This is a genomic window from Corynebacterium sp. KPL3927, from assembly GCF_040225835.1.
GTDB lineage: Bacteria > Actinomycetota > Actinomycetes > Mycobacteriales > Mycobacteriaceae > Corynebacterium.
The window spans coordinates 96933-109629 of the sequence record NZ_JBEHGD010000004.1; the positions used below are offsets into that span (position 1 = coordinate 96933).

A 12697-nucleotide genomic window follows, 5' to 3' on the forward strand; every position below is an offset into this window, starting at 1 on the left:
GGTGGTGGGGCGCAGGGTAAGGTAACAGGCATGGTTAAACGCAGCCCCACCCGGAAGACACTGGCCTCCCTCGCCGCGGAGTTGGGCGTTTCGCGCACCACCGTATCCAATGCCTATAGCCGCCCTGACCAGCTCTCCCCGGCAACGCGCGAGCGCATTTTGGCCGCGGCCAAGGCTCGCGGGTACCCGGGGCCCGATCCTACGGCCCGCAGCCTGCGCACCCGCCGCGCCGGGTCGGTGGGCGTGCTGCTGACAGAGCACCTGTCCTATGCCTTCGAGGACATGGCGTCGGTGGATTTCTTGGCGGGCATGGCGGAGGCATCGGCAGGCGCGCAGACCACGCTGACGCTGATTCCCGCCGGCCCGGAAGGTGAGGCGGAGGCGACCAGCCTGGTGGGGTCTGCCGCTGTGGATGGCTTCGTGGTCTATTCGGTTGCCGCGGGCGATGCCTACCTCGCGGCCGCGCGGGGCCGGGGACTGCCGCTGGTGGTCTGCGATCAGCCCACGGACGCGGGGCTGCCGTTTGTGGGCATTGATGATCGCGCGGCGATTGCCCCGGCGGCGCGTGCGCTTGTCGATGCCGGGCACCGCCACATCGGCATCCTCGCCATCCGCCTGCGCCTGCAGCGCCACGACGGCCCGATTTCCTGGCAGGAAGTCCAGGATGCGGAGATGCACGTGCAGCGCTCGCGGGTGATGGGCGCGCTCGACGTCTTCGCCGAGGCGGGCATCGCGCCCGAGTCCGTGCCCGTAGTCACGCAGCACATTAACGATGCCCATACCACTCGCGCCGCCGCCGAGCTCCTGCTCGAGGCGCACCCGGAGCTTACGGCCGTGCTGTGCACGACCGACTCCATGGCGCTCGGCGTGCTGGCCTATGCCCGCGAGCGCGGGCTGAGCGTGCCAGAAGATTTATCAGTGACCGGCTTTGACGGCATCGATGCGGCGCAGCGCCTCGACCTAGCCACCGTCATCCAGCCCAATAAGGCCAAGGGGGCTGCGGCCGGGCACATGCTGGAAAAGCTCATCGCGAGCGCGACGGATACCGCAGGCGCGGCCCGCGCGAAAGCGGGAGCCCAAGGTGCTGACGAGGCGCAGGCGGTGCCGCGGCGGGTGTTGCAGACGCGGTTCGCGCCGGGGAAGTCGGTTACTGCACCGCGGCCGCGCGGGCGGTAGCGAGCTCGGTGAGGAAGTGGGCGACGGCGTCGACATCGGCAAGCTGCACGGCGGCGATGGAATCGCCCTCGCCCACCTTGACGCCCACGTCCGGCGGCTGGTGGAGGGCGCGGAAGCCGTCCTCATCGGTGATGTCATCGCCCAGGAAAACCATGGCGGTGGCACCGGTGCGCTCGCGGAGGGCCTCAAGCCACGTGCCCTTGGTGGCGGTGGTGGCAGAAAACTCGATGACGGATTTGCCGGCGGTGCGAGGGAAACCGGCGGTATCGAGCGCCAGGCCTGCCTCGTAGGCGGCCGCGCCCTGTTCTGGGTTCTCCAGCTCCAGCGAGCGCAGGTGCAGCACGCGCTGGAAGGGCTTGACCTCAAGCTCCGCGCCGGGGAAGCGGTCTATGATGCCGCGGATTTCTTCCTCCTTGCGCGCAAGGTGATCGCGCATGGCGGGGGTGAGCTCGGTCTGCTGCCAGGAGGACTCGGCGCCGTGGGAGCCGCCGAAGAGGACTGGGTGGCGCAGGGGGCACACGCGCTGGAGGCCCTCGAGGTGGCGCCCGGACAGCACCGCGGCCGTGGTGCGCGGCAGGTGGGCCAATTGGTCGAGGGCGCGGGCGGCATCGGCATTGATTTCCACGTCATAAATGGCGGTGGCAAACGGGGATAGCGTGCCGTCAAAATCAGAGACCACGGCGAGCTCTTCTGCCGCGGCCAGGGCCTTAATGGTGGTAGAAAGCGTCATGGCATCACATGCTACCCGCGGGAGACCAGCTTGATGGAGGGCGAATCTACCTCATCGGTATCCAGCTCCAGGATGAGCTGGTTATTGCTGTTAACGGTGTAGATAAAATCATTATCCGAGCTAATGAGGTTGCGCAGCAGGTTATCGGCCCATACGGAACCGCCCTCGCAGTCCTCATCGGTGTCGTCGTACTTGACCTCATCGAAGTGCAGCTTGTTGCCGTCGCGGATATTTTCGCGCTCATCATCGGCGGTGTAGCTCAGCCGGGCCGCAAGGCGGGTGCAGCCGGTGGTGCCCACCATGGTGGATTCGCCGAAGCTAAATTCCGGCGCGTGGGGAATCGACTCCGGGATGGTAGAGGCCGCGTTGGGCGCGATATTGATGGAGACGACCTGCCACTGCTTGTCTACAATCCGGTCATCGCCCGCAGGCTGCGGGGCATCGTCCTCGGATCCGCAGGCGGTAAGCAGCGTAACGGCGCCCAGCGCGGCCGCTGCAGCGGCGCGTGCGCGGGGGTGGGAAGGAAGCATTAGGAGTCCTTTCCGTGCGGGTCGGTAGCTTGCGAAGCGGTTTCGGTCCGGGTAGTACGCAGGCAGCCCAGGAAGGACTGCGACCACAGCCGCACATCGTGGCTCATGACCTGTTCGTGCATGGTGAGCATGCGCTGGGTCATGGTAAAGGGGGCATCGGAAAGCGCGCGCACGGCGTTGAGCAGGGCGCGTTTGACGGACTCGATGTCGAAGGGATTGCACAGGTAGGCCTCATCGAGCTCCGCGGCGGCGCCGGCGAATTCCGAGAGCACCAGGGCACCAGAACCGTCATCGTGGCAGGCCACGAACTCCTTGGCCACGAGGTTCATGCCGTCCTTAAAGGGCGTGACCAACATGATATCGGCCATGCGGTAGTAGCAGCGCAGCACGTCCTTGGGTACGCCGCGGTGCTGGTAGTGCACCACGGGGTGGCCCATGCGGGAAAAGCGGCCGTTGATGCGGCCGACGGCCTCCTCGACCTGGGATCGGGTGGCCTTGTAGTGGTCGAGACGCTCGCGCGAGGGCGTGGCCAGCTGCACCAAGGTGACTTCTTCCGGGTCCAGGGCGCCGGTTTCCAAAAGCTCCTCGAAGGCGGTGAGGCGCTGCAGGATGCCCTTGGTGTAATCGAGGCGATCCACGCCCAAAATGATGCGCTTGGGGCTGCCCAAATCCTTGCGCAATTGGGCTACGCGGCGTTTATCCTCGTCGCTAAACTGGCCGAAATCCTGCGCGGCGATGGAAATGGGGAATGCGCCCACGCCCACGGTGCGGCCCCCGGGGAGGCGGATATGGGCGGTGACATCGCGGGTGGTGGCTTCCCCGCGCACCTCGAGGCCCTGGCGGCGGGCCAATTCCAAAAAATTGCGGGCATTGGCCTCCAGGTGGAAGCCGATGAGATCGGCGCCCAAGATGCCGCGCACCGTTTCCTCCCGCCAGGGCAGCTGTCGGAAGAGATCGGGGGAGGGGAAGGGGATGTGCAGGAAGAACCCGATGGTGAGATCGGGGCGCATTTGCCGCAGGATGCCCGGCAATAATTGCAGCTGATAGTCCTGCACCCAGACCGTGGCTCCCTCTGCGGCCACGTGGGCTACCTCGTCCGCGAAGCGGAGGTTGACCTCGCGGTAGGCATCCCACCAGTCGCGGTCATAGGTCGGGGTGACGATGAGATCGTGATAAAGCGGCCACAGCGTGGCATTGGAAAAGCCCTCGTAGAAGGCCTCAAAGTCGGCCTCGGTCAGCCTGACCGGGTGCAATAGCACCCCGGCCTCGGTGCGGAAGGGCTCGGGCGCGGCATCGGCAACGCCGGGCCACCCCACCCAGCAGCCCTGGTGCGCTTCCAGCACCGGCGAGAGCGCGGTGACCAAGCCGCCGGGCGAGGGCGTCCACGCCTGGCTGCCATCGGCCGCGGTAGTTAAATCTACCGGCAGGCGGTTTGCCACTACTATGAAGTCATTGCCGCGCTCACTCATAGTCCAAGACTAGCTTAAGACTTCTTGGTCGACTTCTTCGTTGCTTTCTTCGTCGACTTCTTGGTGGACTTTTTGGCCGCCTTGGTGGTCTTCTTGGTCGACTTTTTAGTGGACTTCTTCGAAGCCTTGGAGGTCGATTTCTTGGTGGCCTTCTTCGTGGACTTCTTTGGTGCGGCATCGGCTTGTTCAGCCAATACCTTCTTGTGCACTAGGCCCTTGGGCTCGACACCCAGCATGGACATCAAGGTCACGCCGTCCAAGAAGTCTTGGGAGTAGGTGGCCACCACGCGGCGGGCGGCGCGGGCGGTTTCCTCTGCCAGGGCAATATCTTGTTCTGCCTGTGGGTGCGTGTCTTGGACCTTGGGTGGCACGGCGAGTCCTCCTGAATGTTGGGAAAGCTATCAGGCTAAATATTGTACGCTACCGGCGGCGTTTAGGGCTCCTCGGGTTCCTCCCCGCCGGGCTTGGTGTGATCGGATTCCTCCGGCGCGGGCGATTTCTGGCCGGGCACCGTATAGGTGGTGCGCTCGGTATCCTGCGGCTGGGCCGGCCACTGGGAGCCCGCCGGCCACAACTCCTCCGCCGGAGTGGTTCCTGGCGCGTGCTGCTGGGACTGTGCCTGTTGCGGTGGTTTCGGCCCCAGCGTGGGCGGCAATTCGGGGCGGTTGACGCGCGGGGCGAAGGGGGACATCGGCACGCGCGGGATGCGTGGGGCCTTGCGCGCCAGGTTGGTTGCCTTGTGGAAGGAGAACCGGCCGATGCGCTTGAACGCGGAGTACGGGCGGAAGTACTTCGGGCGGCGCAGACGGCGCGCGACGCGCTCGCCAAAGACCACGCCTGCTGCCAGCGCGCCGGAGATGGCCAGCGCGGTGGCCAGGTTGGTAAAGCCGGTAATCATCTGCTCATTGATGGAGGCATACATGCCGCGGTACAGCATGAGGCCCGGCAGCATGGGCGTATAGCCCACGATCATTGTAATGAGCGGCGGGATGCCCCACCGGCGCGACATCAAACCGCCGGCCAGGCCCACCACGATGGCGGATATGCCGGAGGCAATCACCGGGCCGACGCCGAAGGGCACGACGACGAAGTAGTAGAAGACCATACCGGCGGCCGCCGTGAGGCCTGAGAGGGTAATTTCTATCCAATTAGCCCCGCAAGCCAGCGCGAAGGCGGCCGAACCCGTGCCGCCGAGCAGCACCAGAAGCGGAATCTTGTGATAGACCGGCGGCGCCAACGTGCCCATCGGCGGCAGGTCAAAGCCCATGGCGGAGGCCAGCTGGATGCCCACACCCACTCCGGCGATGATCGCGCCCGTTGATAACAGTGCGGAGAAAAAACGCGCGGAAGAGGTCACGGGGGAGCGAGTGATGCCATCGACAAGCGATTGCACCAGCGTTAGCCCCGCCACCAGCACGATGATTCCGGACGCAATAATCTGCGCCGGCGACATATTAATGCCAAAGGCGGCGGCAACGTTATACAAAATCGCGGCCGGAAAGACTGCCAAGAAGCCGCCGACGACGTTTTGATAAAAGGGCGGCAGGCGGTAATTGGCCAACCAATCATTAAGCCCCATAATCAACGCGGAAACCACGAAGGCAATGAGGCCCACGAGGAGATCGCCGCCAAGCATCATGGAAATCAGTCCACCCATGCCGCCCCAGCCGAGCATCACCGTGGACGGCTTATACGGCGCTGGCATGCGGTCGATGTCATCCAAGCGGTTTTCCGCCATTGCGGGTGGCACCCTACCGGAGTGGATATCGCGGATGAGGCGGTCTACTTCCGAAAGTTTGGAAAAGTTCACGCCCACATCCGGCACCACGCGAAAGACGTGGAGGTTCTGGCGCTTATCGCCCGTGCCGATCGCGGTGTGGATGGTGATGGTATTCATCAAAATATCCACGTGGCAGTAGTGCAGGCCGTATGACGACGCCGCCAGGTGCACCTGCGCGCGGGCATCCGAGTTGGCGGAACCGGCGCTAATGAGCAGCTCGCCGATGCGCGCTGCAATCTCCATCACACCCGTGACCTGGGCGGCATCGGTCAGATCGACCGGGGCGAGTGGCGATGGTGGGGGTGCGGCTTTGGCTGCGTCAATGATGGCGACTTGGCCTGCGGATACGCGCAGGCGCTCCCGCATAGCGGACAGTAGTGACACGAAAATAACCCTCGAAAAAGCGGTGGGACACTAGTAATAATTTCAGCCTGAACTTTAACCCTTGTGGGGCGCAAATGCATACAAGGGGGACCGGCTTTCCACTTGGGCGAGGTCCTCGGGTACCATGCAACGAGCGGAAGAATTTCCGCGGTGCTGGAGTGGCGCAATTGGTAGCGCAACGCACTTGTAATGCGTAGGTTGCGAGTTCAAGTCTCGTCTCCAGCTCAAAAAACTACCCCCTAGCTGCACAAACAGTTAGGGGGTAAAAGTTTACAAGGTAGCTAGGTGGCTATTTATCGGCTACTTTGCTCAGCCAGTGCCCCAGACTTCGGGTTATCGCGGAAGCACCAGGCGGTAAGCACCGCGAAGATGAAGGTGGTGCAGGCAAGCCCGCCGACGGTGAGGAAATACGCGGAATCGTATGCGGCTGCGGCGGTGTCGTGCGTGGCGGGCGATAGGAGGGCATCGGTGCCTTGCGGGGCGAGGGCATCGGGAAGCTTGTGCGTCATCAGTAACGGCAGGAGGGAGCCGGTAATGGCGATGGAAAGCAGCGTACCGAACTCGTAGGAGACGGCTTCCACGCCAGAGGCCATGCCCGCCCGGTGGGAGGGGGCGGCATTAATGATGGCGGTAGAAGATACGGACATCGAGGAGCCAGCGCCTAAGCCGGTGAGGATGAGGCCGGTAATAAATACCGCGAGGTTATCGGCGCGGTCGGCCCAGATGATGCCCAGCATGCCGATGCCCATGCTCAAGAAACCGCCGCTGATGATGGGCAAAAAGCCCACGCGGTGCAAGACGCTGCCGCCCACAATGGCGGTGGGGATGGCCGCAACCGCCATGGCGGAGATGAAAAGGCCGGCGTCGAGGGGCGAGAGGGCATCGACAAGCTGCAGCTTTTGGGTGGTTAAAAGCTCAAGGCCCGTAAGGCCAAACATGGCGCCACCGGCAGTGAGCACGCCGCCGGTAAAGGTGGGCGAGTAGAAGATGTCAAAGGTTAAAAGCGGATCATTTAGCCGGGTTTGCCGGTGGGCAAAGGCTGCGGCGCCGAGCAAGAAAGTGGCAATGGAACAGACCAGCAGCGCGACATTGATCTGGGTGGCCGCCGCCGTCTTAATGGCCAGGACCAGGCTGGACAGGGTGATAAGCGCGTAGAACGAGGACGGAAAATCCCAGTGCTTGTGCGGGTTCGGTAGGTTGGGCGGGCCAAGGAGGAAGGTAAGAATAATGGCGAGGGCCACGATGGGCACGTTGATCAAAAACACCGAGCCCCACCAGAAATGCTCTAAGAGGAATCCGCCCACGGTGGGCCCTGCGGCAGCGCCCACGACGGCGACGGAACTCCAGATACCGATGGCTTTATTGCGCTCGACCTCGTTGGGAAAGGTCAGGCGGATAAGCGCCAGGGTAGAAGGCAGCATGATGGCAGCGCCCAGACCCAATAAGGCGCGGCCGGAAATGAGCAACCAGGCATTCGGCGAATAAGCCGCCACAAGGGAGGCGGTGCCAAAGGTGGCCAGGCCAATGAGGAACATCAGGCGGTGGCCAATGCGATCGCCCAAGGTGCCGGTGCCAAGAAGCAAACCCGATAGAACCAGCGTATAGGCATTGATGATCCACAATTGCTGCATGTCTGTGGCGTGCAGCTGCTGTGTTAGCTGCGGCAGTGCCGTATAAAGGATGGAATTATCCAAGCCCACCATGAGCAGACCCAGGGACACCACGGCAAAGAAGGACCACCGCTGCGCTGGGGTGGAAGAGGTTGCCGCGGCCGCGTGGTGCGGGGGCTGTGTCGCTGTATCAGGTGACTCGATGTTCATCGCTAGAAACCGTAGTGAATTAGCCTGTGATATTTCAGGTTAGTATTGCCTTCCTCACAGATGGGCCGGTGGTGTGAGTATGCAGGAATTGCTGGACTTTCCTGCACGTTTAGTAGCACAGTGGTATTAGAACAGTTAAAGAGTTAAGGATGATGTTGAATGGCACGTAATTACGCAGAACAACTCGTTGAGACGCTAGAAAAGCAGGGCGTTGAGCACATTTATGGCCTCGTGGGAGACTCCCTCAACCCGATCGTGGACGCGGTGCGCCGCTCCTCCATCGAGTGGATCCACGTGCGCAATGAGGAAGCAGCGGCCTTTGCCGCAGAGGCGGACTCGCTAACCACCGGCAAGCTCGCCGTGTGTGCTGCCTCCTGTGGCCCGGGCAATACCCACCTCATCCAGGGCCTTTATGATGCCAACCGCAATGGCGCCAAGGTGCTGGCTTTGGCGTCGCACATTCCTTCCCGCCAGATTGGTTCCCACTTCTTCCAGGAAACCCACCCGGAGCAGATCTTCCAGGAGTGCTCCGGCTACTGCGAAATGGTCATGTCCGGTGACCAGGGCGGGGTAGTACTCCACCACGCCATCCAGTCCACCATGGCGGGCAACGGCGTATCCGTGCTGGTTATCCCCGGCGACGTTTCTACCGAAGAAGTAGACGATGACACCTTCGTAGAATCCAAGATCTCCACCGGCCGCCCGGTGGTCTACCCGGACCCGGCCGAGGCCGCAGCGCTGACCCAGGCCATCAATGAGGCCGAATCCGTCGCCTTCTTCGTGGGCGCCGGTGTGAAGGATGCCCGCGAGCAGGTGCTGCAGCTGGCGGAAAAGGTCAAGGCTCCCATTGGCCACGCGTTGGGCGGCAAGATGTATATCCAGTACGATAACCCGTTTGACGTGGGCATGTCCGGCCTGCTTGGCTACGGCGCCGCACACGAGGCCACCCACGAGGCGGACCTGCTGATCCTCTTGGGCACGGACTTCCCGTATAACGACTTCCTGCCTAAGGGCAATGTGGCACAGGTGGATATCAACGGCTCCCACATTGGCCGCCGCACCAAGATCTCCTACCCCGTGACCGGTGACGTTGCCGCCACCATCGACAACATCCTGCCGCACGTGGAGGAGAAGAAGGACCGCTCCTTTTTGGATAAGATGCTGAAGAAGCACTACGACAAGCTGGAGCACGTCGTGGAGGCCTATACCTCCAATGTGGAAAAGCACACCCCGATCCACCCCGAGTACATTGCGGATCTCATTGACCAAGAGGCCGACGATGACGCCATCTTCACCGTCGATACCGGCATGTGCAATGTCTGGGGCGCGCGCTACATCACCCCGAATGGCAAGCGCGAGCAGATCGGCTCCTTCCGTCACGGCACGATGGCAAACGCCCTGCCGCAGGCCATCGGCGCGCAGCAGGCTAACCCGGGCCGCCAGGTCATTACCTTCTCTGGCGACGGCGGATTGTCCATGCTCATGGGCGAGCTGCTGACGGTCAAGCTGCACCAGCTGCCGGTCAAGATGTTCGTGTTCAATAACTCCTCGCTGGGCATGGTCAAGCTGGAGATGCTGGTGGGCGGCATTCCGGAGCACGAGACCGACCACGAGTCCGTGGACTTTTCCAAGATCGCAGAAGCCGCCGGCATCAAGACCTTCCGCATCGAGGATCCGAAGCAGGCTCCGAAGCAGATCAAGAAGGCATTGGCGTATAACGGCCCTGCGCTTATCGATGTCGTCACCGACCCCAACGCCCTGTCCCTGCCACCGACGCTGACTTTCGACCAGCTCCTGGGCTTCTCCAAGGCCGCTACCCGCACCGTCTTCGGCGGCGGCGTGGGCTCCATGCTGTCCATGGCCAAGTCCAACCTGCGCAATATCCCGCGCCCGCAGGACTTCTAAGCCGTAACTGCCAAATAGCGCGCTAGCCACGCTTCCTTTTTTCACCGCGGATTTCTTTCCACGGTTGGAAAGGGGTTGCGTGGCTTTTTGCTTTCACAGGTTTCAATCAGAAACTTATCAGTAGGCTAGAAACTGGGTTTGCCATGATGGCTTAGTGAAGCTTGCACGCACGCAGGTGTGCAGATAACAGGAAGTAATAGGAGCTACAGGACGCATGGAAGATAATAAACTCGCCAAAGTCCTCGTCGTTGATGACGAGCCGAATATCGTGGAGCTTTTGACGGTATCGTTGAAGTTCCAAAATTTTGAGGTCTACAGCGCGAACTCGGGCAATGAGGCGCTGCGCGTGGCGCGCGAGGTCAACCCGGATGCCTATATTTTGGACGTCATGATGCCGGGCATGGACGGTTTTGAGCTCTTGGGCAAGCTGCGCCAGGAGGGCCTGGATGGCCCGGTGCTGTACCTAACCGCCAAGGACGGCGTGGATCAGCGCATCCACGGCCTGACCATCGGCGCGGACGATTACGTCACCAAGCCCTTTAGCCTTGAAGAGGTCATTACCCGCCTGCGCGTAATCATGCGCCGCGGCGGTGCCGCCGAGGAGTCTTCTAACGACGCCACCATGAGCTATGCCGATCTGACCTTGAATGATGATACCCACGAGGTCACCAAGGGCGGCGAGCTCATTGAGCTGTCACCCACGGAGTTCAACCTTCTGCGCTACCTCATGCAAAACAAGGAAGTGGTGCTCTCCAAGTCCAAGATCCTGGACAACGTCTGGCACTACGACTTCGGCGGCGATGGCAACGTCGTGGAATCCTATATTTCTTACCTGCGCCGCAAGATCGATACCGGCGATACGCAGCTTATCCACACCGTGCGCGGCGTTGGCTATGTGCTGCGCACCCCGCGGTCCTAAACTGACGTTTCGTAATGGCAGATTCACAGGAGAACCCCGCTGCGGGAAGGCCCGCGCAGGCAAAGCCCCAGCAAACCCAGCAGCCGCCCAAGAAGTGGCATGAGCAGCTGGACCAGCTGCCGCAGCAGGGGCAGGGAAAAAAGAAGCGCTCCAAGCGCGACTACATCAAGCAGATTCCGCAGGCGATGCCCCTGCGCACCTGGCTTGTGGTTCTCCTCGTGGTTATCTCCGGCCTCGGGTTGACGGGCTCGTCCTTTGCCGTGAATTCGATCATGCGCAACGTGCTCTATAACAACGTCGATAGCGAATTGCGTTCGGCGTCGTCTTCGTGGGCACGCGATGTGGGCAATGACTTCTTTTTAGGTGATCACACCAAGCGCCCGCCTACCGAATACGTGGTGCTCAATTATCTTCCGGATGGCACGATTCGCTATTCCGGGCCCACGTCCACCACCCCAGACGTGGAGGGCGTTCCCTTGGGCGGGTACCCCACGACGGTGGGATCGATTGAAAATAACACCAAGTGGCGCGCGCTGGCCTTTGCGGATTCCAATGGCGTTATCACCGTCATTGCCAAGGACATGACCCATGAAAAGGAAATCCTGCACGGCCTTGCCATGGTGCAGGTATCCATTGCGGCGATTGCCTTGGCAGCCATGGCCGGCGTGGGCTTCTGGTTTATCCGCAGGGCGTTGCGGCCGCTGCGGGTGGTGGAATCGACGGCATCGGAAATCGCGGCCGGTGACCTGGATAAGCGCGTGCCCGAGTGGCCGCTGCATACGGAGGTCGGCCAATTGGCCGCCGCGCTCAATATCATGCTGGGCCACCTGCAGCGCTCGGTCGTGACGGCGCAGGAAAAAGAGGAACAGATGCGCCGCTTTGTCGGCGATGCCTCCCACGAGCTGCGCACCCCGCTGACCAGCCTGCGCGGTTACACGGAGCTCTACCGCTCTGGGGCGACAAACGATGTCGATCTGGTCTTTTCCAAGATCGATAAGGAATCCAAGCGCATGTCGCTGCTGGTAGAGGACCTGCTGGCGCTGACCCGCGCGGAAGGCACGCGTCTAGACCTGCGGCCGGTGGACCTTTTGGAGCTTTCCCTTTCGGTGGGCTCGTCCGCGCGCGCTGCCTTCCCCGAGCGCGAGGTCAAGGTGGTTAATAATGCGCAGTCCATCCCCGTGGTCAATGGCGATGCAGACCGCCTCCACCAGGTGCTGCTCAACCTGATTTCCAATGGCTTGCGCCACGGCGGCGAGGATGCCACAGTCACCCTGCAGTTGCGCCGCGACAACAATGACATCCTCGTGGATGTCATTGATGACGGCAAGGGAATGTCGTCCGAGGATGCCGCCCACATCTTTGAGCGCTTCTACCGCGCGGATTCCTCGCGCACGCGCGATACCGGCGGATCCGGCTTGGGCCTTGCCATCGTGCATTCCTTGGTGGAACAGCACGGCGGCAGCATCAGCGTGGACTCCAAGCTCGGCCACGGCACCACCTTTACGGTGCGCCTGCCCGCGCTGGAGGAACCGGAGGATTAGTCCTCGCGGTAGCCCTCCTCGTTGGTGCCTAGGTGCTGGCGGATGCGCGCCGCCGCCTCATCCATGGCGGCATCATCGGTGTCCTCGGCGGCATAGGCCTTGGCAAAGTCGTACTCTTCCATCTTCTCGGTGGGGAAGAGGTGGATGTGGGTGTGCGGCACATCGAAGCCGGCGATGACGTAGCCGGTGCGCGGGGTATCGTACGCGTTCTTGATGGCCTCACCGATTTCTAGGGCCACCTCGTTCAGGTGCGTCCAGGTCTGTGGATCCAGGTCGGTCCACTTATCTACTTCCTCGATAGGCACGACCAGGGTGTGGCCGTAGCGCAGCGGCTCGATGGATAAAAATGCCACGCAGGTCTTATCGCGGTAGACAAAGCGAGCGGGTAGGTCACCAGTGATGATTTTGCTAAATACAGAAGCCATAGCTGCCAGGCTACCCCC

At 62.1% G+C, this 12697-nt stretch carries 11 protein-coding genes and 1 tRNA gene; 5 read left to right on the forward strand and 7 right to left on the reverse strand.

The features are described from left to right. Positions 1–30 precede the first annotated feature (30 nt). A complete protein-coding gene (locus ABRP86_RS03540; protein WP_349862523.1) occupies positions 31–1176 on the forward strand; it encodes a LacI family DNA-binding transcriptional regulator in 1146 nt (381 codons plus the stop codon). Here the strand turns inward: ABRP86_RS03540 and otsB are convergent. From otsB to thrE, 5 genes are all read right to left on the reverse strand, one after another. After that, complete coding sequence (gene otsB / locus ABRP86_RS03545) at positions 1148–1906, reverse strand: trehalose-phosphatase (protein ID WP_349862525.1); 759 nt, start codon at positions 1904–1906, stop codon at positions 1148–1150. The two genes, ABRP86_RS03540 and otsB, sit on opposite strands and share 29 nt — an antisense overlap. 11 nt (positions 1907–1917) lie before the next feature. Further along, entirely contained in the window at positions 1918–2436 is a 519-nt protein-coding gene (locus ABRP86_RS03550) for an META domain-containing protein (RefSeq protein ID WP_349862526.1), read from the reverse strand. After that, positions 2436–3905, reverse strand: a complete 1470-nt coding sequence (locus tag ABRP86_RS03555) for an alpha,alpha-trehalose-phosphate synthase (UDP-forming) (RefSeq protein WP_349862528.1) — start codon at positions 3903–3905, stop codon at positions 2436–2438. The genes ABRP86_RS03550 and ABRP86_RS03555 overlap by 1 nt, the downstream gene beginning before the upstream one ends. A gap of 14 nt (positions 3906–3919) precedes the next feature. Continuing rightward, positions 3920–4276 carry a hypothetical protein gene (locus ABRP86_RS03560; RefSeq protein ID WP_023017948.1) on the reverse strand — a complete coding sequence of 119 codons (357 nt, stop codon included), beginning with the start codon at positions 4274–4276 and terminating at the stop codon, positions 3920–3922. Between the two features lie 62 nt (positions 4277–4338). Next, a complete protein-coding gene (gene thrE / locus ABRP86_RS03565) occupies positions 4339–6069 on the reverse strand; it encodes a threonine/serine exporter ThrE (RefSeq protein WP_349862530.1) in 1731 nt (576 codons plus the stop codon). Positions 6070–6221: 152 nt separating this feature from the next. Between thrE and ABRP86_RS03570 the strand changes: the two genes are divergently transcribed. Then, positions 6222–6294 (forward strand) — tRNA-Thr (locus ABRP86_RS03570). Between the two features lie 68 nt (positions 6295–6362). Here the strand turns inward: ABRP86_RS03570 and ABRP86_RS03575 are convergent. After that, entirely contained in the window at positions 6363–7889 is a 1527-nt protein-coding gene (locus tag ABRP86_RS03575) for an MFS transporter (RefSeq protein ID WP_349862532.1), read from the reverse strand. Positions 7890–8048: 159 nt separating this feature from the next. On the opposite strand from ABRP86_RS03575, the gene ABRP86_RS03580 reads away from it, so the two are divergent. The 3 genes from ABRP86_RS03580 (at position 8049) to ABRP86_RS03590 (ending at position 12254) form a co-directional block, all read left to right on the forward strand. Next, positions 8049–9794 carry a pyruvate dehydrogenase gene (locus ABRP86_RS03580; RefSeq protein ID WP_005284727.1) on the forward strand — a complete coding sequence of 582 codons (1746 nt, stop codon included), beginning with the start codon at positions 8049–8051 and terminating at the stop codon, positions 9792–9794. A gap of 214 nt (positions 9795–10008) precedes the next feature. Continuing rightward, on the forward strand, positions 10009–10713 hold the full coding sequence (locus tag ABRP86_RS03585) for a response regulator transcription factor (protein ID WP_005279568.1): 705 nt from the start codon (positions 10009–10011) through the stop codon (positions 10711–10713). A 14-nt stretch (positions 10714–10727) separates the two neighbouring features. After that, a complete protein-coding gene (locus tag ABRP86_RS03590) occupies positions 10728–12254 on the forward strand; it encodes a sensor histidine kinase (protein WP_349862533.1) in 1527 nt (508 codons plus the stop codon). Here the strand turns inward: ABRP86_RS03590 and ABRP86_RS03595 are convergent. After that, a complete protein-coding gene (locus ABRP86_RS03595; protein ID WP_349862535.1) occupies positions 12251–12679 on the reverse strand; it encodes an HIT family protein in 429 nt (142 codons plus the stop codon). The two genes, ABRP86_RS03590 and ABRP86_RS03595, sit on opposite strands and share 4 nt — an antisense overlap. Between the last annotated feature and the right edge of the window lie 18 nt (positions 12680–12697).

What these genes read in the sequence shown, in the direction of transcription:
- otsB (WP_349862525.1), bottom strand. Translation starts at nt 1,906, where the DNA reads ATGACGCTTTCTACCACCATTAAGGCCCTGGCCGCGGCAGAAGAGCTC.
- ABRP86_RS03575 (WP_349862532.1), bottom strand. Translation starts at nt 7,889, where the DNA reads ATGAACATCGAGTCACCTGATACAGCGACACAGCCCCCGCACCACGCG.
- ABRP86_RS03540 (WP_349862523.1), top strand. Translation starts at nt 31, where the DNA reads ATGGTTAAACGCAGCCCCACCCGGAAGACACTGGCCTCCCTCGCCGCG.
- ABRP86_RS03590 (WP_349862533.1), top strand. Translation starts at nt 10,728, where the DNA reads ATGGCAGATTCACAGGAGAACCCCGCTGCGGGAAGGCCCGCGCAGGCA.
- ABRP86_RS03555 (WP_349862528.1), bottom strand. Translation starts at nt 3,905, where the DNA reads ATGAGTGAGCGCGGCAATGACTTCATAGTAGTGGCAAACCGCCTGCCG.
- ABRP86_RS03550 (WP_349862526.1), bottom strand. Translation starts at nt 2,436, where the DNA reads ATGCTTCCTTCCCACCCCCGCGCACGCGCCGCTGCAGCGGCCGCGCTG.
- ABRP86_RS03595 (WP_349862535.1), bottom strand. Translation starts at nt 12,679, where the DNA reads ATGGCTTCTGTATTTAGCAAAATCATCACTGGTGACCTACCCGCTCGC.
- ABRP86_RS03580 (WP_005284727.1), top strand. Translation starts at nt 8,049, where the DNA reads ATGGCACGTAATTACGCAGAACAACTCGTTGAGACGCTAGAAAAGCAG.
- ABRP86_RS03585 (WP_005279568.1), top strand. Translation starts at nt 10,009, where the DNA reads ATGGAAGATAATAAACTCGCCAAAGTCCTCGTCGTTGATGACGAGCCG.